Genomic DNA, 21,478 nt, shown 5'->3' with positions numbered 1-21,478 from the left:
CGTCGTTCCTGGTCCGGTCGCGGGCGCCTCCGGGTGGGAGGGGCGGCTGCTGCGGTCCTACCTATCCGGACCGGGCGGATCGTATCGAACCCGGAAGCGGCGCGTCCCGGTTCAGTCGGTGACGTCGTCCGGGTCGGGCTCGGCCGGGCGATGACGCTGCTCGTCGTGCTCGCGGGAGAAGATCCCCGGCGGCGGCCCGGTCGGCCCGCCGTGGGCGAGGACCGCGTGCTCGTAGGCGGACTCGGCGTGCAACGCCAGGTCGACGCCGGCGATCTCGTCCTCGCGGCTGACCCGGAAGCCCATCCACCGGTCGATCGCCTTGCCGAGCGCGTAGGTGACCCCGAAGGCGTAGAGGCCGACCACGACGACCGCCAGCGTCTGCTTGCCGAGCTGGGCGAGCCCGCCGCCGTACAGCAGCCCCTCGGCACCACCGGTCATCACCTCGGCGGCGAGCAGGCCGATCAGAACCGTGCCGACGATGCCGCCGATCAGGTGCACGCCCACCACGTCGAGCGAGTCGTCGTAGCCGAAACGGAACTTGAGGCCCACCGCGAAGGAGCAGACGACGCCGGCGAGGGTGCCGACCACGGCTGCGCCGAGGACCGTGACCCAGCCGCAGGACGGGGTGATCGCGACCAGGCCCGCCACCACGCCGGAGGCCGCGCCGAAGGTGGTGGGGTGCCCGTCGCGCTTCTGCTCGACGAGCAGCCAGCCGAGCATGCCCGCGCAGCCCGCGACCAGGGTGTTGAGGAAGACGGCCGCGGCGGTGCCGTTCGCCGCGAGCGCGGAACCGGCGTTGAACCCGAACCAGCCGAACCACAGCAGTCCGACGCCGAGCAGCACAAGCGGCAGGTTGTGCGGTCGCATGGGCTCGGAACGGAAGCCGATGCGCGGGCCGAGGACCAGCGCCAGCGCCAGCCCGGACGCGCCGGAGACGATCTCGACCACCAGGCCGCCCGCGTAGTCGAGCGCGCCGAGCTGCGCGATCCAGCCGTCCGGACCCCATACCCAGTGCGCGACCGGCGCGTAGACGGCCAGCGCCCAGATCGGGACGAAGACCATCCACGCGGAGAACTTGGTGCGGTCCGCGATCGCACCGCTGATCAGAGCGGCTGTGAGGATCGCGAAGGTCAGCTGGAAGGTGGCGAACAGGAACTCGGGGACGCCGCTGTGCACGGTGGCCGGGGTGATGTCCGCCATCCCCAGGTGCTCGAGTCCGCCGAGCAGGCCGCCGCCGATGTCCTCACCGAAGGCGAGGCTGTAACCGACGACCAGCCAGACCACGGTGACCAGGGCGATCGAGACGAAACTCATCATGATCATGTTGAGCACGCCCTTGGAGCGGACCATGCCGCCGTAGAACAGGGCCAGCCCCGGTGTCATCAATAGGACCAGGGCGGTGCTCACCAGCAGCCATGCGGTGGCTCCGGCGTCGATGGTCTCGGGCACGTCGGTTTCTCCTCACGCGTGCGGGCCTCGGCCGCACGCGAGTGGTGACGATGGTCTGTCGTGGTTTCGCCTGCGCTGCCAATGTGTTGCGGCTGTGTTTCGGATTCCGCTCACCCGGGCCGCCGCGCAGGTGCGGGTTCCGGCGCCGGAGGCCGGGGGACGGCGGTCCGCCGACGCGGTGTCGCCCTTCGCCGGTACCCTCTCCGCGTGGCCCTCTACCGGAAATATCGACCGGCAACCTTCGCCGAGGTGGTGGGGCAGGAGCACGTCACCGACCCCCTGAGCACCGCCCTCGACGCCGGACGCATCAACCACGCGTATCTGTTCTCGGGCCCGCGCGGCTGCGGCAAGACGTCGTCCGCCCGGATCCTGGCCCGGTCGCTGAACTGTGTGGAGGGTCCGACCTCCACCCCGTGCGGTGTGTGCTCGTCGTGCGTGGCGCTCGCCCCCGGTGGCCCCGGCAACCTCGACGTGATCGAGCTGGACGCCGCCAGCCACGGCGGCGTCGACGACACCCGAGAGCTGCGTGACCGGGCGTTCTATGCGCCTGCGGAGTCCCGGTACCGCATCTTCATCGTGGACGAGGCCCACATGGTCACCACCGCGGGCTTCAACGCGCTCCTCAAGATCGTCGAGGAGCCGCCGGAGCACCTGATCTTCGTCTTCGCGACCACCGAGCCGGAGAAGGTGCTGCCGACGATCCGGTCGCGCACCCACCACTACCCGTTCCGGCTGCTCGCGCCGTCGACCATGCGCGGATTGCTGGAGAAGATCTGCGCGCAGGAGAACGTTGCCGTCGAGGCCCCGGTCTATCCGCTGGTGATCCGCGCGGGCGGCGGATCGCCGCGCGATTCGCTCAGCGTGCTCGACCAGCTGCTGGCCGGAGCGGGCGACGAGGGCGTCACCTATCAGCGCGCGCTGTCCCTGCTCGGTGTCACCGACGTCGCGCTCATCGACGACGCGGTCGATGCACTCGCCGCCGGCGACGGCGCCGCGCTCTTCGGCACCGTGGACAAGGTGATGGACGCCGGCCACGATCCGCGACGGTTCGCGGTGGATCTGCTCGAGCGGATCCGCGACCTGATCCTGATGCGGGCGGTTCCCGACGCGGGGGAGCGCGGCCTGGTCGACGCCCCAGGGGACGTGCTCGAGCGGATCCGCGAGGAGGCGGAACGGATCGGTCCCGCGACCCTGGCCCGCTACGCCGAGGTCCTGCACGCCGGACTGGGGGAGATGCGGGGGGCCACGGCACCCAGGCTGCTGCTCGAGGTCATGTGCGCCCGGATGCTCCTGCCGTCCGCAACGGATGCGGAATCGGCTGTGCTGCAACGGTTGGAGCGGCTCGAACGGCGGGCCGAGGGTGGCCTGCCGGTGGCGGAGCCGGTCGCCGGAACGCGATCGAGCGCGCCCGCGGAGCCCGCGGCGCGGCCGAGTGCCCCGGAGCCCGAGCCGATCTACCAGCGTCCGTCGCAGCGCGCGGCGGCGCAGCAGCGGCACCCGGAACCGGTTCAACCGGCGTCGCCGGAACCGGCCCCGCCGGTTCGGTCCGAGCCGGTCCCGCCGGAGGTCGTCGCCCCCGCGGCGGCCGAACGTGGTGCGCCGGAGCCGAGTGCGCCGCAGCCCGCGGATTACGCCGAAGCTCCGGTCGAGGCGCCGGCCGTGGCGTCGGAACCGGTCCCGGCCCCTCAGTCGCCGGAGCCCGCCCTCGCGGCCCAGGAACCGCTTGCCCCGGCACCTATGGTCTCGGAGCCTGTTGTCGCCGAGCCCGTCGTTCCCGAGCCCGTTGTCCAGGAAGCGGTCACGCCCGAACCCGTTGCACCCGAACCTGTTGCGCCCCCCGTCGAGACGGCGCCTGCGCGCGAACCGGAACCGGCGGCCGTCGCGGAACCCGAGCCGGTGCCGTCCGAGCCGGTCGCGCCGCCGGTGTCCGCGCCCGCAGCGGCCGGTCAGCCCGACGCCACCGCGGTCCGCGCCGTGTGGTCCGAGGTCAGGGCGAAGGTGCGAGACCGGAGCCGCACCGTCGAGGTGATGCTCTCGGGCGCCACGGTCCGGGCGGTGGAGAACGGTCGCCTCATCCTCATCCATGCCTCCGCGCCGCTGGCCAAGCGTCTGGTGGAGCCGCGCAACGCCGACGTGATCCGCGACGCGCTGCGGGAAGTGTTCGGCGTGGACTGGGCGATCGACTGCGAGGTCGGTACCGCCGCGCCGGCCGATGCTCCTCCGCGCGCTCAGCCCGCCCGCCAGCAGCAGGCGAAACCGGCCGGCGCGCCGCGATTCTCGCGTCCGAGCCAGGAGCAGGCGGCATCCGCGCCCGCCCCGCGGACCGAGTCGCCGTCGGGGCCAGGCGCGGACGACATCCCGCCGCCCGAGGAACCCGACTATCCGGACGATCCGGGCCCGCCGCCCGCCACGCCCGAGTCGGTCACCCCGGAGGACGAGGAAGAGATGATGGCGCAGGCCGCCGAGCCGGCCGACCCGTCCGTCCGCCGCGATCCCGAGGAGATCGCGCTCCAGTTGCTGGAGACCCACCTCGGGGCCAAGCGAATCGACGGCTGACAAGCCCGTCTCGTTCGCTCACCCTCCCGCGCCCGCCCCGCCGAGTGTGCAGCTGTCGTCGCCTGTCCTGGGCCTTTGCCCCGTTCCCCCAAGCGCTTCGTGCAGGGAGGTGCCCCCAGGTGCACACTCGGCGGAGGGCTCCGTACTCGGAACGTCGCCGTCGTCGCGGGTCTTGACAACCTACAACTGATTAGTTGTATGTTGGGTGAGTGAACGGAGACGATGAGGACCGGGCGGACGCCCTGTTCTTCGCGCTCGCCGATCGGACCCGGCGCGACATCATGCGCCGCGTGCTGGCGGGGGAGCACTCGGTTTCCGGGCTCGCGGCGAAGTACCAGATGAGCTTCGCGGCGGTACAGAAGCACGTCGCGGTACTGGAGAAGGCCGGCCTGCTGACCAAGCGGCGCAGCGGTCGGGAGCAGCTGGCCAGCGGCGACGTGGCGGCGGTGCGATCGGTGGCGTCCATGCTCACCGAGTTGGAGCAGGTGTGGCGCGGCCGCATTGCGCGAATCGATGAACTCATTGCATCCGACTCGACCAAGGAGGAGTGAATCATGCCTGTGACCAACGTCCAGCAGGACCTCGACAACCTGACCCTGACCATCACCGCCGACTTCGCGGCGCCGGTTACGCGGATCTGGCAGGTCTACGAAGACCCGCGCCAGCTGGAGAAGGTGTGGGGACCGCCGACCTACCCGGCGACGGTGGTCGACCACGACCTCACGCCCGGGGGCCGTACGACCTACTTCATGACCGGCCCGGACGGCGAGAAGTTCGCCGGGTACTGGCAGATCACCACCGTTGACGAGCCGACGAGCTTCTCGTTCGACGACGGCTTCGCCGACCTGGACTTCAACTCGAATCCCGAACTGCCGGTATCGAAGAACGTCTTCACCTTCGCGGAGCGCGATGGTGGGACCCGCGCAACATATGTGAGCACCTACGAGTCTGCCGAGGCGCTGCAGCAGGTGTTGGACATGGGTGTGATCGAGGGGGCCTCGTCGGCGATCAACCAGATCGACGAGCTGATCGCCTCCTGATCGACACGCCGCCGACACGCGGGTTCAGCAATGAACGGCCGAACGACGGCACCGTTCTAGCCTGGGTTCGTCGGTAACCAAGCGAGAGGATGCCCATCATGGCACTGCCCACCTTGACTCCCGAACAACGTGCCGCGGCCCTGGAGAAGGCAGCGGCGTCCCGCAAGGCCCGGTCGGAACTTCGTGAGGGCCTCAAGTCGGGAGAACTCACCTTCACCGAGATCCTGGACCGAGCAGAGTCGGACGAGATCGTCGGAAAGACGAAGGTGCTCTACTTGCTCGAGTCCCTTCCTCATTTCGGGAAGATCAAGGCTCGCGACATCGCCGAGTCGGTCGGGATCGCGGAGACACGGCGGGTGTCCGGCCTGGGTTCGCGCCAGCGCGCTGACCTACTCGCGAAACTCGGCTGAACTCACCCCATTCGCTCGGCGAGGGTTCTCGGACAGGACTAGGGCGTGTCTGACAAATGAATCGGCGGCGCGCTGAGAGTCTGGAGCCGTGTCGCGGTTTCAGGTTCTCTCGGATGCCCAGTGGTCGTTGATCGAGGGGATGCTGCCGCGGCCGACACGGCGGGGCTTGTCGACTGGTCGCTGTCGGTGGACTCCACGATCGTCCGCGCGCATCAGCACGCGACGAACACCACCCGCCTCACAGGGGGCTGGATCGAATTACACGAATCTGCGGGAAGAGCCGCCTGACCATGCCATTGGACGGTCTCGCGGTGGGTTGTCGACGAAGATCCATCAGCTCGTCGACGGCAACGGGCTCCCGCTGGTCACACTGATCACGCCGGGGCAGGCCGGCGACTCGCCAATGTTCCTGCCGTTGATGTCACAGCTGCGCGTCGGGCGCGACATCGGCAGACCACGGACCCGGCCCGATGCGGTGCGTGGCGACAAGGCGTATTCATCGCGTGCGATCCGCGCGCACCTGCGCAGCCGCGGTATCAAGGCCGTCATCCCTGAACCCGACGATCAGAAGGGACACCGCAAGCGGCGCGGATCACGTGGCGGCAGACCTGTCGGGCTCGACACCGCCGACTACAAGAACCGCAGCGTCATCTGCGCCGCTACAGCCACATCAAGCAATGGCGAGGCCTCGCGACTCGATACGACAAGCACGCCGTCGTCTACCGTGCCGCCGTCATCCTCAACGCCGTAATCGTCTGGACCCGGGCCCTATCAGATGCTGCAGCTGGTTAGTGCCATCACCGTCCTATGATCGTGCTCGTGGGTGATCATGAAGCACTCGGCCGCGACGAACTCGTCGGTATCGTCCGCCAACTTCAAGAAGCAAAGGGAACTGAGCAAGAGCAAGACAGACTTCTCGAAGTACTGCTGGCCAACGTGCCCGACCCGAATGTGTCCGACCTGATCTACTGGCCCGTGTCCACGCTCACGCCCGAAGAGATCGTTGATCGCGCATTGGCCTACAGGCCCTTCACGCTTTAGAGCATTGCCAGCACTCCGAACGACGCCGATCGGGGTGGCGCAGGTGGGACTTGAGCGGGCGTCCAGAGACGACACGGGAGAGCCCCGAACACTGATCGGCGCTCTGCCGGCCTCGCCGACAAACTCAAGCTCACGGCCGCTCGGCGCACCACCAGACCAATTGTCAGACACGCCCTAGTTGTGAAAGTCGATGTAGACGACCTGCGCCGCGACACCCTCGAGCATCTGCAGGAGGTGGTCGATCCACTCGGCCTCGGTCATGTCGCGGTCATGGAACCCGAACCACCCGGTACGGCAGACCGCGATCCAGTCGGCTTCGCCGTCGTCGCCGCGCAGGGTCACGAGGTGGCTCGGGAACCACCACGGCAGCCGCCGCTCGGGCTCCTCCCCCGGGTGGCCTTCCTGCGGCGCCGAGCGCAACTGGTCGCCTCGCTCGAGTGCCGCCTTCGTCTCGGCTAGCACCGTGACCAGCTCCGCCACAGGCTCGCACTGGCTATCCCGGTACACGTCCTCCCAGCGGCCACCGACGACCCACCAGTCCCAGCGCGAGTCGGGGTTGTACGTCGAGTACACCTCTCCGTCTTCGCCGATGTCCTCGGCGTCGTAACACTTCGTTGCCTCTTCGTACAGCCACTCGGCGTCGTCGATCTTCGTCAGCTTGAATGCGAAACCCGACTGGTCGGACTCGGGAGCCGAGAGGTATGCGAGGTGTTGCGGGTTCATCCACTCCTTCGCGTACCCCGCAGGGTCGGCGAGGTACATGGCATACCGGCCGTCGCGGTACTCCTCAATCTCGGTGCGCTCCTTCGCGATCAACTGCTCGCGCGTGTACTCGACGTACCGGTCGACTTCGCGATGCTCACTGAACTTCTCGAGTACCTCGGCGAGGTACTGCTCCTGATCAGTGACTTCATTCGGGACGAGGACGGCTCCCACAAAGTGCGTCATGCCTTCGTCTCCTTCTGCTTCACGGCCGTGACCGTGACCCGCGCCGGCGACCCCTTACTCGTCACCGGCCGCGTATTCCTGAATGCCTCGCAGTGCTCCTGCCGCGCGTCGCCAGCCGCGTTGAACGCCTCCCACTCGCTAACGTGTCTCTCCTCCATCGCGATGACGAGGATCTTGCGGTCGGCGACACTGCGTGCCAGCCACTGCTGTTCGTCTCGCCCCCACGGGCCGAACACCTCCGGCAGATCACGCCACGCGATCCCGCACCGACACCGGTAGATGATCCCCTCGACCATGGACCGCGCGTCCGCGAACGGCCCCGCCTTGCGCCCCGTCGGCCGCGGCAGCATCCCCTCGATCAACGACCACTGGGCATCCGAGAGAACCTGAAACCGCGACACGGCTCCAGACTCTCAGAGCGCCGCCGATTCATTTGTCAGACGCGCCCTAGGCCGAACGACGCTCGCGCGACGCCACGTTCCGCCTCGCGAATTCGATGCTGAGCGCGATGAGGGTCTTGCTCTCCTCGAGCATGATGCCGAGCACCGGGAAGGCGTGGATCTGACCGCTCCACAGGTGGGTCTCCACCGGCCGACCGGCCCGCTCGAGCCGGTCGGTCATGATCTCGACGTCGGGCCGCATCAGCTCGTACTCGGCGGCGGAGAGGAACACCGGCGGGAACAGAGTCGGGTCCGCCGCCACCGGCGACTGCGCCCCGACGATCAGGTCCGGACCCGCGAGCCAGCGGTCCTTGAGATTGCGTACCTGACGCATCGGCAGGTAGGCGTCGCGCTTCATGTACTCCGGGTCGTGTGACTCGAGGTCGACATTGAGCAGCGGCGAGTACCCGATGACCGCTGCCGGCGGCGTGATGCCCTGCAACGCGCAGATCTCGGCAACCTTCATCGCGAGATAGCCGCCCGCGGAATCGCCGGCGACGATGATCCGGGTCGGGTCCTCACAGGTCTCCAGCAGCGCGGTGTAGGCGGCCATCGCGTCGAACAGGGAGGTGCCGATGCCGCCGTACGGCAGCTGCCGGTACTCGACCGAGATCACCGGGACTCCCGAGCGGGCCGCGAGTGCCCCACAGGCGGCGCGATGGGTGGCCAGCCCGCAGAAGACGAATCCGCCGCCGTGGAAGTAGAGGATGGTCGCGCCCTGCAGGGCGTCGGTTGCGCGCCTCGGATGGGTGACCTTCTCGCACGGCACCCCACCCAGGGTCACCGGCTCGACGCTCACCCCCTTGGGAGCGGGCGTCCGGTCGGACCACTCATCGAGCTTCCCGAGCGCGAGGATGCCGCGATCGGACATCGGCCACACCGTGAACAGCGGTTTGATGAAGATTCTCGCGAACCAGAACACCAGCCGTGCTCGAAGACTGACGTTCCAGTGCCACACAATTGATCCCTGCATCGGCCTGCTGCCCCTCGTTTGTGCCGGCTTTCGGTTCCACCACGATAGGGCGGCGGCGTGCCGCCGACCAGCGTTGCCGTCGCCCGCCCGGCGTGCGACGACTATTCCGCGCGCGCGGCCTCGCGGGCGAGCATCCGATCCCGCGATTCCTCGAACCGCTCGGCTGCGCGGCGGAGATCGTCGAGGTGCGCCGCCAGCCGGTCCCGCGCCCGCTCGCCCGCATCGGTGAAGTCGTTGCGCTCGAACACGTTCCAGATGCGGAGCACCGGCATGACGACGTCGTCGAGATGCTGCCGGAGATCGTAGATGCCGTGTTTGGCGAGGAGCACCGCGTTCCGCCGGAAGCCGGGCATGGACAGGCCGGGCATCTGGAAATTGAGCAGCACGTCGGTGATCGCCTCGAGCGCCGCGTCGGGCACGAGGTCCATGGCGGCGCCTGCGAGGGTTCGGTAGAAGACCATGTGCAGGTTCTCGTCCGCCGCGATCCGGTCGAGCATCCGCTCCGCGACGTCGTCCGCGCAGGCATGTCCGGTGTTGCGGTGTGAGAGCCGGGTGGCGAGCTCCTGAAACGTCACGTAGGCGACCGAGGGCAGGAACGCGGCGTTCAGCGGCGAGTCGAGGCCGTTGGTCAGGTGTTCCATCCGGTACTGCTCGAGCTGGACGGGGTCGACGGCGCGGGTGACCACCAGGTAGTCGCGCATGACGATCCCGTGCCGGTTCTCCTCCGCCGTCCACCGGTTGACCCAGGTGCCCCACGCCCCGTCGAGGGAGAAGCTGGCGGCGATCTCACGGTGATACGAGGGCAGGTTGTCCTCGGTCAGCAGGTTGGTGATCATGGCGATCTTCGCCAGCTCGGAGAGCCGCGACTGGTCCGGGTCCCAGTCCACCCCACCCATTTCCGCGAAGTTCCGGCCCTCGTCCCATGGCACGTAGTCGTGCGGATTCCAGTTCTTGGTCATCGACAGGTGCCGGTTGAGATTGGCTTCGACCGTCGGCTCGAGCTCCCTGAGCAGGTCGAGCTGGGTGAACGTCATGGTCATGAGAACTCCTTGGGAAGGAAGAACCTCGAGAACCAGCACCTGGCCGCGGCGATGCCCGCGGTTGTCCAGGCCCTATTGAACACCGCGAGTCGCGACACTTCCAGGAAAGCCACAGATTCGGCGGCGGGCCACGCGCCGTTGCACGTCAACGCGTGGCCCGTCGTTGGCCCGGTCCGTGTCGCGGGTGCCCGACCGGATGCTCAGGCGTCGACGGTCTGCGTGACGGCGGCCCACTCGTCGAGTTCGGCGATGCGCGCGGTGAGCGCAGACCGCATGGCATCGGCGCCCGCGACACCCAACGCCAGACGGAGCGGCGGGTTCTCACGTGCCACGGCGGCGCGGATCCCGGCCGCAACGCGGTCCACGCCGGAGAACGCCGACCCCGGCAGCGCCCCGATTGCCTGCTGCACCGCGCGGACCGTCTGGTCGTAGTCGGAATGCGTCGCGCTGGCCGCGTCGAGATTGCCCAGGAATGGGGTCGCGGTGAGCCCGGGCTGGATGAGAGTCACCTTGATGCCCAGCGGAGCCACCTCGGCGACCAGCGCATCGGTGAGCCCCTCGACGGCGTATTTCGTCGCCGCGAGCAGGCCGACTCCGGGGTCCGCGGTCTGACCGTAGTAGGACGAGCCCTGCAGGATGTGGCCGGACCGCTGGCTCCGCAGCACGGGCAAGGTCGCGCGCAGCACGTTCAGCACGCCGAAGACGTTGGTGTCGAAGATCGCCCGCGCCTGGGCGTCGTCCGCCTCCTCGACCGCGCCGAAGAGTCCGTACCCGGCGTTGTTCGCCACGACGTCGATACGTCCGAACCGCGCCACCGTCTGCTCGACCGCCTTCCGCACGGCGGCCTCGTCGCGCACGTCCGCGTCGATCGTGAGCAACAGGTCGGGCTCGCCCAGCTGGTCGAGGCCCGCGGTGTGCCGCGCCACCGCTGCCACCGCTTCACCGGCTTCCAGTGCCTGGCGCACGAGCTCGCGCCCGATGCCGGACGAGGCGCCGGTGACGAACCAGACGGTTGGGGTGTTCGCTGAATTCTCTGGAATGGTCATGTTGCGACCGTAACACGTTAGCTCGCAACATCCCGAGGGCAACAGCTCAGATGTTGCGGCCCTTTGCCATACGGACGCATCCGCTGTGTATCGTGTCGGGGGTGGACGCAGTGCATGAGTCGCCGACGCCGAGCCGCCCCGATCTGGTGTTGCGGTTCGTGAACACGAGGGCCGACGGCGCGGGGAACACCGAGGTGTTCGGCACGGCCATGGGATTCGCCGACTGGGCCGTCGAGCAGGACCTGCTCACCACCGACACCGTCGTGACCGACTCGGATGCGGCAGCCGCGCGAGAGCTCCGCGATGCGCTGGTCACGGTCTTCCTGGCACACGCGGGTGACCCCGCGGTCGACGACGCCCGGATCGCCGACGCGGAGAGGTATCTCCGGCAGGCCGGCACCCGCTACCCCCTGACGACGGTCATCACCACGGAGTCGGCGCAGCTCGCCGCCGGATCCACCGGTGTCCCCGGTGCTCTTGGCGCCATCCTCGCCGCGGTGACCGAGGTGGCGCGCGGCGGTGACTGGACGCGGATCAAGGCGTGCTGCAACCCGCCGTGCCATTTCGGCTTCGTCGACCGCACCCGCAACCGGGCGGCCCGCTTCTGCAGCCCCGGGTGCGGTTCACAGGTGTCCATGCGCGCCTATCGTCAGCGCCAGAAGCGGTCCGGTTCCTGAACGGACCGACGTCCGCGCGCAATTCCGGGCTGAGCACCGCCGGCGGGCTGGACCGTGCACATCGCTAGAACCGAGCCCGACCCCGGCCCATCGCGAGGATCGCAACGGTCACAGAGCCCGCTCGGTTCGGTCCTAGACCCAATTTTGAAACGAGTTCTAGTATGGCTTGCGTCGAGGTCTATGCCTCGGGTCAGGCGCCGCTCGAGTCGGCGCCCGGCGATGACGTTTTGAACTGCCATTGCGAACACCACGCACGCGGCGGAGCCGTGCACAGGAAGGAACACCTCACAGTGACCACAGAGGCATTCATTTATGAAGCCATCCGAACCCCACGTGGCCGAGGAAAGAAGACCGGTTCGCTTCACTCGGTCAAGCCGATCTCGCTGGTCACCGGCCTGATCGACGAGCTGCGCGTGCGCTTCCCCGACCTTGACGAGAACCGGATCTCGGACCTGGTCCTCGGTGTCGTCACCCCGGTCGGCGACCAGGGCATGGACATCGCGCGCATCGCGGTCAACGATGCCGGCCTGCCCGACACCGTCGGCGGCGTGCAGCTCAACCGTTTCTGTGCCTCCGGCCTCGAGGCCGTGAACATCGCCGCGCAGAAGGTCCGCTCCGGCTGGGACGAGCTGGTCATCGCCGGCGGCGTCGAGTCGATGTCCCGCGTCCCGATGGGCTCCGACGGCGGCCCGTGGGCGCTGGACCCGGCCACCAACTACGACAACTACTTCGTGCCGCAGGGCGTGGGTGCCGACCTGATCGCGACCATCGAGGGCTTCACCCGCGACATCGTCGACGCCTACGCGGTGCGCTCGCAGGACCTGGCCGCCAAGGCGTGGGCGGGCGGCTACTTCGCCAAGTCCGTCGTGCCGGTCAAGGACCTCAACGGCATCACCATCCTCGACAACGACGAGCACATGCGCCCCGGCACCACCGCGGAGTCGCTCGGCACCCTCGCCCCCGCGTTCGCGACGGTCGGCGAGATGGGCGGCTTCGACGCCGTCTCGCTGCAGAAGTACCACTTCGTCGAGAAGATCAACCACGTCCACCACGGCGGCAACAGCTCCGGCATCGTCGACGGCGCCGCGCTGGTGCTCGTCGGCTCCGAGCAGGCCGGTAAGGACATGGGCCTGACCCCGCGCGCCCGCGTCGTGGCCACCGCCACCTCCGGCGCCGACTCGACCATCATGCTGACCGGCCCGACGCCTGCCGCCAAGAAGGCGCTGGCCGCCGCGGGTCTGACGATCGAGGACATGGACCTCGTCGAGATCAACGAGGCGTTCGCGTCCGTGGTGCTCAAGTTCCAGAAGGACATGAACGTCCCCGACGAGAAGCTCAACGTCAACGGCGGCGCCATCGCGATGGGCCACCCGCTCGGCGCCACCGGCGCCATGATCACCGGAACCATGGTCGACGAGCTCGAGCGGCGCAACGCCCGCTACGCGCTCATCACGCTGTGCATCGGCGGCGGCATGGGCGTGGCCACCATCATCGAGCGCGTCTGACGCGGCCCGGACTACCAGGAGAACTGAAGCAGTGAGCGAGCAGAACATCATCAACTGGGAGCAGGACGCCGACGGAATCGTCGTGCTCACCATCGACGACCCCAACCAGGGCGCGAACACCATGAACGCGGCCTACATCGCCTCGATGAAGGCCACGGTCGACCGGCTGTACGCGGAGAAGGACGCCATCACCGGCGTCGTGCTGACCTCCGGCAAGAAGACCTTCTTCGCCGGCGGCGACCTCAAGAACATGATCAAGGTCGGCCCCGAGAACGCCGAGGAGATCTTCAACCACAGCGTCACGCTGAAGGCTGACCTGCGTCGCCTCGAGACCCTCGGCAAGCCGGTCGTCACCTGCATCAACGGTGCCGCGCTCGGTGGCGGTCTCGAGATCGCGCTGGCCACCCACCACCGCATCGCCGCGGACGTCAAGGGCGTCAAGATCGGCCTGCCCGAGGTCACCCTCGGCCTGCTCCCCGGCGGCGGCGGCGTCGTCCGCACCGTCCGCATGTTCGGCCTGATGACCGCGCTGACCCAGATGCTGCTGCAGGGCCAGCAGCGTGGACCGGTGCAGGCCAAGGAGGTCGGCCTGGTCGACGAGGTCGTCTCCTCCGTCGAGGAGCTCGTCCCCGCCGCCAAGGCGTGGATCAAGGCCAACCCCGAGTCCGGCGTGCAGCCGTGGGATGTCAAGGGCTACAAGATCCCCGGCGGCACCCCCGCCACCCCGGCGTTCGCGGCGAACCTGCCCGCCTTCCCGGCGAACCTGCGCAAGACCCTCAAGGGTGCGCCCATGCCGGCCCCGCGCGCGATCATGGCCGCGGCCGTCGAGGGCTCGCAGGTCGACATCGACAACGCGCTGACCATCGAGTCGCGCTACTTCACCTCGCTGGTCACCGGCCAGGTCGCGAAGAACATGATCCAGGCGTTCTTCTTCGACCTGCAGTCGATCAACGGCGGCGGCTCGCGTCCCGAGGGCGTCGCGAAGACCGAGATCAAGAAGATCGGTGTGCTCGGCGCCGGCATGATGGGCGCGGGCATCGCCTACGTCTCGGCGAAGGCCGGCTTCGAGGTCGTGCTCAAGGACGTCACCATCGAGGCGGCGACCAAGGGCAAGGCGTACTCCGAGAAGATCGAGGCCAAGGCCCTCTCGCGCGGCAAGACCACGCAGGAGAAGTCGGACGCCCTGCTGGCGCGCATCACCCCGTCCGCAGACGCGGCGGACTTCGCGGGCGTCGACTTCGTCGTCGAGGCCGTGTTCGAGTCGCAGGACCTCAAGCACAAGGTGTTCCAGGAGATCGAGGACCTCGTCGAGCCGAACGCGCTGCTCGGGTCCAACACCTCGACGCTGCCGATCACCGGTCTCGCGACCGGCGTCAAGCGCCAGGAAGACTTCATCGGCATCCACTTCTTCTCGCCCGTCGACAAGATGCCGCTGGTGGAGATCATCCGCGGTGAGAAGACCTCCGACGAGGCGCTGGCCCGGGTGTTCGACTTCGTCCAGGCCATCCGCAAGACCCCGATCGTGGTCAACGACTCGCGTGGCTTCTTCACCTCGCGCGTCATCGGCACCTTCATCAACGAGGCCATCGGCATGGTTGCCGAGGGCATCGAGCCGGCCACCATCGAGCAGGCGGGCATGCAGGCCGGTTACCCGGCGGCGCCGCTGCAGCTCTCGGACGAGCTGAACCTGACGCTGATGCAGAAGATCCGCGCGGAGTCCAAGGCCGCGGCGCTGGCCGAGGGCAAGGAACTGCCCGCCGATCCGGCAGGCGACGTCATCAACTTCCTCGTCGAGGGCAACGACCGCAAGGGCCGCCTCGGCGGTGCGGGCTTCTACGACTACGTCGACGGCAAGCGCACCGGCCTCTGGTCGGGACTGCGTGAGCAGTTCAACTCGGGCTCGAACCAGGCCCCGATCCAGGACCTCATCGAGCGGATGCTGTTCATCGAGGCCATCGAGACGCAGAAGTGCTTCGACGAGGGCGTCCTGATGACCAGCGCCGACGCCAACATCGGCTCGATCATGGGCATCGGTTTCCCGGCCTGGACCGGTGGCGTGCACCAGTACGTCCTCGGCTACGAGGGCGGCAAGGCCGGCTTCGTCAAGCGCGCGGAGGAGCTCGCCGCCAAGTACGGCGAGCGCTTCACCCCGCCCGCCTCGCTGAAGGCCTAGGCTCCAATCGCCCGAAGGCCCCTTTCGTTCGGAGTGTCGAACGAAAGGGGCCTTCGGCATTTTCGGCCCGAGGTCGAGGTCACTTCGGGGCGGGCCCGTCGAGGAACGGGGAGATGATCGGCAACAACAGGTCGCCGTGGCTCAGGATGTTGTAGTGCAGCGAACCGGGGACGACTGCCAGCCGGGAGCTCGGGGCGCCGCCCATTGCGCCATCGGCCTTTCCGCCGCCGAGCAGGCCGAACAGCTCGACCGCGTGGGTGAGGCGAACACTGTCGCCGTCGCCGATCACCACGAGTGTGGGCGCCGTGATCGAGGCGATGGAAGCCGTCCAGTCGTAGTCCTCGCCGAGCAGTTGCCTCGTCTTGGTCACCAGCGCGGGCCACTCGTTCGGTTTCGGTGCGGTCCGGGCGTAGATCTCGTGCATGGGGGTCCCGACCATGGCGTCTGGGTCCATCGCCGCCATTCCGGCCCGAACCTCGGGGTACCACCCATCACTTCTGTAGGGGGCCGAGGTGACCACCAGCTTGTTCACCAGCTCCGGGTTTCGGCTTCCCAGCTGCAGGGCGACGCCGCCGCCAAGCGAATACCCGAGGACGTCGACCTTCTCGAGTCCGAGGTGCGAGACGAGGCCGGCGATGTCGTCGGCCATCAGCTCGTAGCGCAGCGGGCGATCGATGTCGGCCGTGTGCCCGTGGGCCTGGAGCTCGACGGCGATCACCTGCCTGGTCTTCGCGAGCTCCGGCAGTAGTGTGCCGAACGCGGAGTCGATGGTGTCCAGGCCCCCGTGGATCAGGACGAGGGGTCGGCCGGTGCCGTGGATCTCGTAGTACAACTCGAGGCCGTTGATCGCGGCGTAGCGGCCTTCGCCGTCGTCGCTTGCCCTGTCTGCGCCGGGTGCTTGAGGGCCGGTGCTTGTGGTTTGCGCGGTGTCGATGCCCTCCGCGTTGCCAGTGGTGCATCCCGTCATGAGCGCGGCGGAAACAGCAACGGCGGCCAAAACGTGCAGCGACCTGGTGATCGTTTTCATGGCGTCCACTCCTGATTGGTTCGATGCAGGGCCGTTCCCGGTCGTCGGTGATGACGCCGATCGAGGTGCTGTGTGGGATCGCCGAATTCCCGCACGATCGCCTAGCAGCGATCGGGCGGGCTGCCGTGCCTGTCTTGGTCTAGCGGGTTTGGATGGTGAATTCGATGAGACGGCAGGTGTTTTACGCTACGCAGGCGTATTCATCTGCCCGATGCGGATGGCGTTCCCGAACGGGTCACGGATTCCGAAATCGACGCCATACGGTCGCTCGGTCGGCTCGTCGGTGAGCTCGACACCCCGGGCCTTCAGTGTCTCGTAGGTCTTGTGGGCATCATCGGTGCTGATGCACAGCCACCCGCCCATCGCGCCCTTTGTCACCATGTCGCGGACCTGCGCCGCCATGGCCTCGTTCATCGCGGGAGGGCCCGGCTTCTCCAGCAGGATCTGGCGGCCCCGATCGCCCGGCACGTTGACTGTCAGCCAGCGCATGAAGCCGAGGTCCTGATCCGTGTGCAATTCGAGGCCCAGCTTGTTGACGTAGAAGTCGAGTGCCTCGTCTTGGTCGAGGACGAATATCTGCGATTGCGTGATTGCCTTGTACATGCCAATCACTGTAAGCAGTACGCGGATTCGCGTGCTTATCCAAAACTGCTCGGTCGCGTCCACGACCGCACGAAGCACGTGGGGACGGGCATCTCGTGGTTACGCTTGCGGTAGTCGGTGGCGGGTTCCTTGACAATGTCTCGGAACGTTCTACTGAACGTTCCGAGACTCGAGAAGCCGACCTCGAAACAGATGTCGGTGACGCTCCGATCGGTCTCACGCAACAGGAACATCGCCCGCTCGACCCGTCGCCGTTGAAGATAGCGATGCGGGGTTTCCCCGAAGGTGGCACGGAAGGTCCGGATGAAGTGCGCCTCGGAAACGTGGGCGATTCGGGCGAGTGTCGGGATGTCGAGCGGATCCGCGTACATGCGGTCCATCGCGTCGCGGGCGCGAAGCATCCGCCGGTTGGTTTCCTCCTGTGCGCGGCTCACAGTGTCATCTCATCACCTGGGCTACCTGTGTGTGGCGAAGGTGCGGGTCGACAGCGTCGACCGGCCCGGTGACCTGGTGTTTCCCGCGACGAGGGAAACCGTATGTTCGGCGGTGGATGCGGACACTACGTTCAGCCGGTGTGGCCTGGAGCACACCGAGACGGCAACCGGTCACACACAGCGCGCGGCGTCCGAGGGTGTCGCGGGATTCGGATCGGATACGAACGGGGCACGAACATGCTGACTTTGAGCTTTCCGGAGGGCGCCGCCCTGGTGTTCGGTGGTAGCGGCGGTATCGGGCGCGGCGTCGCCCGGGAGTTCGCCCGCGCCGGCAGTGCCGTCGCGGTCTGCTACAACTCCAAGCGCGAGGTGGCCGAGGAAACGGTGACCGAGCTGCGGGCGCTCGGGGTGAAGGCGAGCGCGCACCAGGTCGACGTCCGCGCCGACGAGGACGTCTCTCGCGTGCTCGGGGAGGTGATCGGCGAACACTCGCGGATCCACACGGTGGTGTGGGGAGCCGGCCCGGTCGTCGACCAGATCACCGTCGCCGAGACGACACCCGCGCAGTACCGACGATCGATCGAGATCGAGGCCTTGGGACTGTTCACCGCCGCGCACGCCGTGCTGCCGCATTTCCGTGCACATGGCGGGGGTTCGTTCGTCCACCTCGGGTCCGCGGGTGACCACTGGTTCCCGGCGCTCGACGGCTTGTCGGTGATCCCGAAGGCAGCGAACGAATCGCTGATCCGCGGCATCGCGAAGGAGGAAGGCGCGCACAACATCCGGGCCAACTCGGTGCTGGTCGGTGTCATCGAGGCCGGCATGTTCCTGGAGCTCAAGGCGCAGGGAGTCTTCGACGAGGAGTGGGAACGCGAGGTCCACAAGCTGGTGCCGCTCAAGCGCTGGGGCAAGCCCGCCGACATCGGGGCGGCATGCGTGTTCCTGGCATCGAACGAGGCCAATTACATCACCGGGCAACAGATCTCGGTGTCCGGCGGATTCGGCGTCTAGCCGACTCGGATGAGAGAGAACGTCGTGGCGGTGAACGACCGTGAGCAGATGCAATCGATGGCGATGTTCGACAGGATCGAGCTGGTTCTGCAGGCACTCGACGACTGCGGGCACCTCACGCTCAGTGAGACGTCTCGACTGACGGGGATCCCGACGTCGTCAGCTCACCGACTGCTCGAGAAGATGGTGCAGAGGCGGTGGCTTACCCGGGTCGGGACGCGGTACGAGATCGGCGTCCGATTGTTCGAGCTGGGATCGAGGGCGGTGCGCAACCACTGGTTCCACCGGACCGCCCTGCCGACGATGCAGGAGCTGCACCGATCCACGGGGGCCGTGGTCCACCTGGCCTTCCTCGACGGGGCCGACGGCGTCTACTGGGAAAAGATCTCCGGCTCGTTCGGCGCCAAGATCCCGTCGCGGATCGGTGGCCGGTACCCGGCGCACCGGTCGGCGGTGGGCAAGGCGCTGCTGAGCTCCCTCCCGCGGGAGGCCCTCGACCAGCCGGTGTTCGGTCGGCTGAACCGGCGGGACGTGCAGAGGTCCGGCGGCAGGCGCGAGCTGGAGGACGAGCTCGATCGGGTCGCCGTCGAGGGGGTCGCTTACGACCGGGGTGAGGCGTTGCCCGGCCTCGGGTGTGTCGCCGCGCCGATCGCGCACGGGCACCCGACACCAGCGGCCCTCTCGATCTGCGGACCGCTCAGCCGGATCACCACGGACCGCAGGATGAGTGCGGCGGTGCAGACCGCCGCCGCCGAGATCGCCCGCGGCGTACGGCAGGCCGCCCCCTCCGGCGATCCCGTCGGCTAGGCAGGGCTCCGTCTCGGGGCGGTCCCCTCAGGGGCGCTGCTGGAGGAAGGCAAGAGTCGGGGCGAGCGCGGCGTCCGAATACGCCACCGCGTGCCTCGATCCGGGAATCACGAGGGTTTCCGCCGGGGTGCCGACGGAACGCAGGCGATCGGCGAACGCGGTCATCTGCTCGACGGGCATGAACTCGTCGGCCGAATTGAACAGGAGCACCGGTGGATTCCCCGCCGAGACGTGCCGGATCGGCGACGCGTCGGCAGCCAGCTCGGCGCACGGGCTGACGGTGGACACACAGCCGAGATGGACCGCGGCCGCGGCGATCGAGAATGCGGTGTCCTTCGGGGTGCTCTGGACGGTCAGGTCGTAGGGACCGGACCACCCGACCACCGCCTTCAGCGGGGCGTGCCCCGCGGTCACGGCCTGCATGAGCAGGTGTGCGCCCGCCGATGTCCCGAGTCCGCCGATCCGATCGGCGGCGACCCCGAAATCGTCTGCGTGAGTGTGGATGTACTCGATCGCGGCCATCACGTCCCGGTACTGGCGTGGGTTTCGAGGCGCTGCCAGTTCGTAGTCGATGTTGAACACGACGAAGCCCTCGGCAGTGGCCTTGCGGGCTTCCTCGTCGAGCAGCGCACGTGAACCCTTTGCCCAGGCGCCGCCGTGCACCATGACGATCGCCGGCGCCGGGGATGCCCTGCCGGCTGGGGTGTAGACCGTCATCGCCCCGGGGCCATGGCCTGTCGGGTACTCGAGGTCCGCCGTGGTCACCGATCCAGGAGCCGATTCGGCCGTGGCCGCGGGTTCGGGTATACCGGCATTCACAACGGCGGCGGTGAACAGGCTGATCGCGGTCGTCAGGACCGCACAGGCCGCGGAGGCACGTCCGTACTTGAAACCCATAGCCATGCAGTTCCTTTCAGTCTTCACAGTCAATTATCGGATCCGTTCACGGCGGTGCATTCGTTCCCTGTGAACTCGGTGATGTCCACGGTGTCGGCGATCAGCCGGTATCCGTCGGGGGTCGGGTGGAGGTTGTCCGCGCTGGCGTACCTGCGCTCGAGGATGCTGGGGTTGTTCGGGTCACGCACGGCAGCGTCGAAGTCGATCACGCTGTCGGACAGTCGCTGGGACCGGATCCACGAGTTGACCCGGACCCGAACGGGATCGGCAGGCGGGAAGCTGGTCAGTCCGTCGGCGAGCCCGTTCGACGCGGGCATCATGGTGCCGAGATGAACCCGCAGGCCCGCGTCGTGTAGCCGGTCGATGACCCTCGTGTATCCCGTGACGAGTTGTTCGTACGGTGCGCCGATGGGCATGCCGAGGTCGTTCATCCCGATCCAGACGATCACATCGGTGACACCGGGCTGGGTGAGCACGTCGGCCTCGATCCGGGACTCGCCCGCCCGCCCGAGTGCGGGGACCAGTCCGTCGGAGAGCAATCGGTTTCCGCCGATTCCGGCATTCGTGACAACCACATCGCTGCCTGCCTCGTCGAGCCGACGCTGAAGGAAGTCCGGGTAGCGCACGTTCTGATCGACGACCCCGGCAACCTGCTGCGTGCCGAAGAAGTCGGCACCCACATGCCCGTCGGTGGCCGAATCCCCAAAGGCCACGACCGTCGTGACGCCGGCCGGGGCCAGCATGTCCACCTGGGACACGAACGGCACGCGCGTGGTGGTCTGGCTGAAGGCGTCGCCAGCGAGGTCCGCGGTGTGGTCCCCGAGCCCGGGCGGCGTGTAGTAGCTCGTCGCGTTCCCGCTGGCGTGCCCGGTGACCTGACCTGACCGGCCGTCGGTGTGGATGCTGATCGACAGCGGTTCGAATCCCTCCACAGTGATCGGTACGGGGTCGCTCGCGACGTCCGCTCCCGGCGCGACCGTCGTCGACGTGCTGCCGCCGGCGAAGGTGACGGGACGGACGGAATCCGGATCGAGTGCGGCGCCCTGGGTCTGGCGTCCGACGGTCACCCGCGTGAAGGTGACGGGTTCGCTTCCGAACCGGTTGGTGAGCCGGATCCGCACGCTGTCTCCGCCGCGGTGTGGCGTCACCACGACGCGGTAGGTCTGCTCGCCGCCCGGCGTCTCGGGACCGGTGCTCTCGACCGCATCGGTCGGGCTCGCGGACCAGGTGCTGACCCAGTGTCGATCACCGCATCCGGCGCCGGGCGCGCCCGCCCATGCGGTGGCGGTGACACTCGTCGCCGCCAAGGCGGACACGCAGATCGCCGCGAGCAGTCCGTACCTGAAATCCCGTGACATGCGGATCCTTCCGACTTGCTCGCACTGCGCTGCGCAAGCTGAC

General features: G+C 68.1%; 22 protein-coding genes. 11 read left to right on the top strand and 11 right to left on the bottom strand.

Annotation, left to right across the window (positions count from 1 at the left end; translation table 11 throughout):
• Positions 1-111 precede the first annotated feature (111 nt).
• A complete protein-coding gene (locus JOE46_RS16285; RefSeq protein ID WP_097213078.1) occupies positions 112-1,449 on the bottom strand; it encodes an ammonium transporter in 1,338 nt (445 codons plus the stop codon).
• A 207-nt stretch (positions 1,450-1,656) separates the two neighbouring features.
• Here JOE46_RS16285 and JOE46_RS16280 point away from each other — a divergent pair, with 207 nt between their 5' ends.
• The 6 genes from JOE46_RS16280 (at position 1,657) to JOE46_RS16255 (ending at position 6,496) form a co-directional block, all read left to right on the top strand.
• Positions 1,657-4,005, top strand: a complete 2,349-nt coding sequence (locus JOE46_RS16280; RefSeq protein ID WP_097213077.1) for a DNA polymerase III subunits gamma/tau — start codon at positions 1,657-1,659, stop codon at positions 4,003-4,005.
• 209 nt (positions 4,006-4,214) lie between these two features.
• A complete protein-coding gene (locus tag JOE46_RS16275) occupies positions 4,215-4,556 on the top strand; it encodes a helix-turn-helix transcriptional regulator (RefSeq protein ID WP_077043144.1) in 342 nt (113 codons plus the stop codon).
• 3 nt (positions 4,557-4,559) lie between these two features.
• Entirely contained in the window at positions 4,560-5,045 is a 486-nt protein-coding gene (locus tag JOE46_RS16270) for an SRPBCC domain-containing protein (RefSeq protein WP_097213076.1), read from the top strand.
• A gap of 98 nt (positions 5,046-5,143) precedes the next feature.
• Positions 5,144-5,455, top strand: coding sequence for an integration host factor, actinobacterial type (gene mihF, locus JOE46_RS16265; RefSeq protein WP_097213147.1), 312 nt, complete (start codon positions 5,144-5,146; stop codon positions 5,453-5,455).
• Positions 5,456-5,594: 139 nt separating this feature from the next.
• The gene (locus JOE46_RS16260) at positions 5,595-6,206 is read left to right on the top strand and encodes a transposase (RefSeq protein ID WP_280923609.1); all 612 of its coding nucleotides are present in this window, start codon (positions 5,595-5,597) and stop codon (positions 6,204-6,206) included.
• Positions 6,207-6,274: 68 nt separating this feature from the next.
• Entirely contained in the window at positions 6,275-6,496 is a 222-nt protein-coding gene (locus JOE46_RS16255; protein ID WP_209927850.1) for a bacteriocin immunity protein, read from the top strand.
• Between the two features lie 174 nt (positions 6,497-6,670).
• Here JOE46_RS16255 and JOE46_RS16250 read toward each other — a convergent pair whose 3' ends face one another.
• From JOE46_RS16250 to JOE46_RS16230, 5 genes are all read right to left on the bottom strand, one after another.
• A complete protein-coding gene (locus tag JOE46_RS16250; protein ID WP_209927848.1) occupies positions 6,671-7,432 on the bottom strand; it encodes a hypothetical protein in 762 nt (253 codons plus the stop codon).
• An 8-nt stretch (positions 7,433-7,440) separates the two neighbouring features.
• The gene (locus JOE46_RS16245) at positions 7,441-7,845 is read right to left on the bottom strand and encodes a transposase (protein WP_209927846.1); all 405 of its coding nucleotides are present in this window, start codon (positions 7,843-7,845) and stop codon (positions 7,441-7,443) included.
• A 46-nt stretch (positions 7,846-7,891) separates the two neighbouring features.
• Positions 7,892-8,857 (bottom strand): alpha/beta hydrolase, encoded by a 966-nt coding sequence (locus JOE46_RS16240; RefSeq protein ID WP_097213073.1) that lies wholly within the window; start codon positions 8,855-8,857, stop codon positions 7,892-7,894.
• 101 nt (positions 8,858-8,958) lie between these two features.
• Complete coding sequence (locus JOE46_RS16235; protein ID WP_097213072.1) at positions 8,959-9,897, bottom strand: acyl-ACP desaturase; 939 nt, start codon at positions 9,895-9,897, stop codon at positions 8,959-8,961.
• Between the two features lie 200 nt (positions 9,898-10,097).
• On the bottom strand, positions 10,098-10,943 hold the full coding sequence (locus tag JOE46_RS16230; protein ID WP_097213071.1) for an SDR family NAD(P)-dependent oxidoreductase: 846 nt from the start codon (positions 10,941-10,943) through the stop codon (positions 10,098-10,100).
• A 101-nt stretch (positions 10,944-11,044) separates the two neighbouring features.
• Between JOE46_RS16230 and JOE46_RS16225 the strand changes: the two genes are divergently transcribed.
• From JOE46_RS16225 to JOE46_RS16215, 3 genes are all read left to right on the top strand, one after another.
• A complete protein-coding gene (locus tag JOE46_RS16225) occupies positions 11,045-11,620 on the top strand; it encodes an ABATE domain-containing protein (RefSeq protein ID WP_257017612.1) in 576 nt (191 codons plus the stop codon).
• A 290-nt stretch (positions 11,621-11,910) separates the two neighbouring features.
• Positions 11,911-13,125, top strand: coding sequence for an acetyl-CoA C-acetyltransferase (locus JOE46_RS16220; RefSeq protein WP_077043968.1), 1,215 nt, complete (start codon positions 11,911-11,913; stop codon positions 13,123-13,125).
• A 31-nt stretch (positions 13,126-13,156) separates the two neighbouring features.
• A complete protein-coding gene (locus JOE46_RS16215; RefSeq protein ID WP_097213069.1) occupies positions 13,157-15,298 on the top strand; it encodes a 3-hydroxyacyl-CoA dehydrogenase NAD-binding domain-containing protein in 2,142 nt (713 codons plus the stop codon).
• A 79-nt stretch (positions 15,299-15,377) separates the two neighbouring features.
• Here the strand turns inward: JOE46_RS16215 and JOE46_RS16210 are convergent, their stop codons facing one another.
• The 3 genes from JOE46_RS16210 to JOE46_RS16200 all read right to left on the bottom strand — a co-directional run bounded on the left by JOE46_RS16210 (position 15,378) and on the right by JOE46_RS16200 (position 17,362).
• Positions 15,378-16,325 (bottom strand): alpha/beta fold hydrolase, encoded by a 948-nt coding sequence (locus tag JOE46_RS16210; protein WP_209927843.1) that lies wholly within the window; start codon positions 16,323-16,325, stop codon positions 15,378-15,380.
• 186 nt (positions 16,326-16,511) lie between these two features.
• A complete protein-coding gene (locus tag JOE46_RS16205; protein WP_097213068.1) occupies positions 16,512-16,928 on the bottom strand; it encodes a VOC family protein in 417 nt (138 codons plus the stop codon).
• 35 nt (positions 16,929-16,963) lie between these two features.
• On the bottom strand, positions 16,964-17,362 hold the full coding sequence (locus tag JOE46_RS16200) for a helix-turn-helix domain-containing protein (protein ID WP_179800635.1): 399 nt from the start codon (positions 17,360-17,362) through the stop codon (positions 16,964-16,966).
• Positions 17,363-17,608: 246 nt separating this feature from the next.
• Here JOE46_RS16200 and JOE46_RS16195 point away from each other — a divergent pair, with 246 nt between their 5' ends.
• Positions 17,609-18,373 carry an SDR family NAD(P)-dependent oxidoreductase gene (locus tag JOE46_RS16195; RefSeq protein WP_245221071.1) on the top strand — a complete coding sequence of 255 codons (765 nt, stop codon included), beginning with the start codon at positions 17,609-17,611 and terminating at the stop codon, positions 18,371-18,373.
• 9 nt (positions 18,374-18,382) lie between these two features.
• Complete coding sequence (locus JOE46_RS16190; protein WP_097213066.1) at positions 18,383-19,180, top strand: IclR family transcriptional regulator; 798 nt, start codon at positions 18,383-18,385, stop codon at positions 19,178-19,180.
• Between the two features lie 27 nt (positions 19,181-19,207).
• Here the strand turns inward: JOE46_RS16190 and JOE46_RS16185 are convergent, their stop codons facing one another.
• Positions 19,208-20,083, bottom strand: coding sequence for an alpha/beta hydrolase (locus JOE46_RS16185; protein WP_097213065.1), 876 nt, complete (start codon positions 20,081-20,083; stop codon positions 19,208-19,210).
• 23 nt (positions 20,084-20,106) lie between these two features.
• Entirely contained in the window at positions 20,107-21,435 is a 1,329-nt protein-coding gene (locus JOE46_RS16180; protein WP_097213064.1) for a GDSL-type esterase/lipase family protein, read from the bottom strand.
• Between the last annotated feature and the right edge of the window lie 43 nt (positions 21,436-21,478).

Origin of the sequence: Rhodococcus sp. PvR099, assembly GCF_017833315.1 — a bacterium.
Taxonomy (GTDB): domain Bacteria; phylum Actinomycetota; class Actinomycetes; order Mycobacteriales; family Mycobacteriaceae; genus Rhodococcus_G; species Rhodococcus_G oryzae.
This window is presented reverse-complemented; position numbering and strand designations above follow the sequence as displayed.

Coding starts and splice junctions, on each gene's coding strand:
- JOE46_RS16190 (WP_097213066.1), top strand. CDS start 18,383: ATGAGAGAGAACGTCGTGGCGGTGAACGACCGTGAGCAGATGCAATCG.
- JOE46_RS16180 (WP_097213064.1), bottom strand. CDS start 21,435: ATGTCACGGGATTTCAGGTACGGACTGCTCGCGGCGATCTGCGTGTCC.
- JOE46_RS16230 (WP_097213071.1), bottom strand. CDS start 10,943: ATGACCATTCCAGAGAATTCAGCGAACACCCCAACCGTCTGGTTCGTC.
- JOE46_RS16270 (WP_097213076.1), top strand. CDS start 4,560: ATGCCTGTGACCAACGTCCAGCAGGACCTCGACAACCTGACCCTGACC.
- JOE46_RS16235 (WP_097213072.1), bottom strand. CDS start 9,897: ATGACCATGACGTTCACCCAGCTCGACCTGCTCAGGGAGCTCGAGCCG.
- JOE46_RS16205 (WP_097213068.1), bottom strand. CDS start 16,928: ATGTACAAGGCAATCACGCAATCGCAGATATTCGTCCTCGACCAAGAC.
- JOE46_RS16240 (WP_097213073.1), bottom strand. CDS start 8,857: ATGCAGGGATCAATTGTGTGGCACTGGAACGTCAGTCTTCGAGCACGG.
- mihF (WP_097213147.1), top strand. CDS start 5,144: ATGGCACTGCCCACCTTGACTCCCGAACAACGTGCCGCGGCCCTGGAG.
- JOE46_RS16260 (WP_280923609.1), top strand. CDS start 5,595: ATGCTGCCGCGGCCGACACGGCGGGGCTTGTCGACTGGTCGCTGTCGG.
- JOE46_RS16210 (WP_209927843.1), bottom strand. CDS start 16,325: ATGAAAACGATCACCAGGTCGCTGCACGTTTTGGCCGCCGTTGCTGTT.
- JOE46_RS16185 (WP_097213065.1), bottom strand. CDS start 20,083: ATGGCTATGGGTTTCAAGTACGGACGTGCCTCCGCGGCCTGTGCGGTC.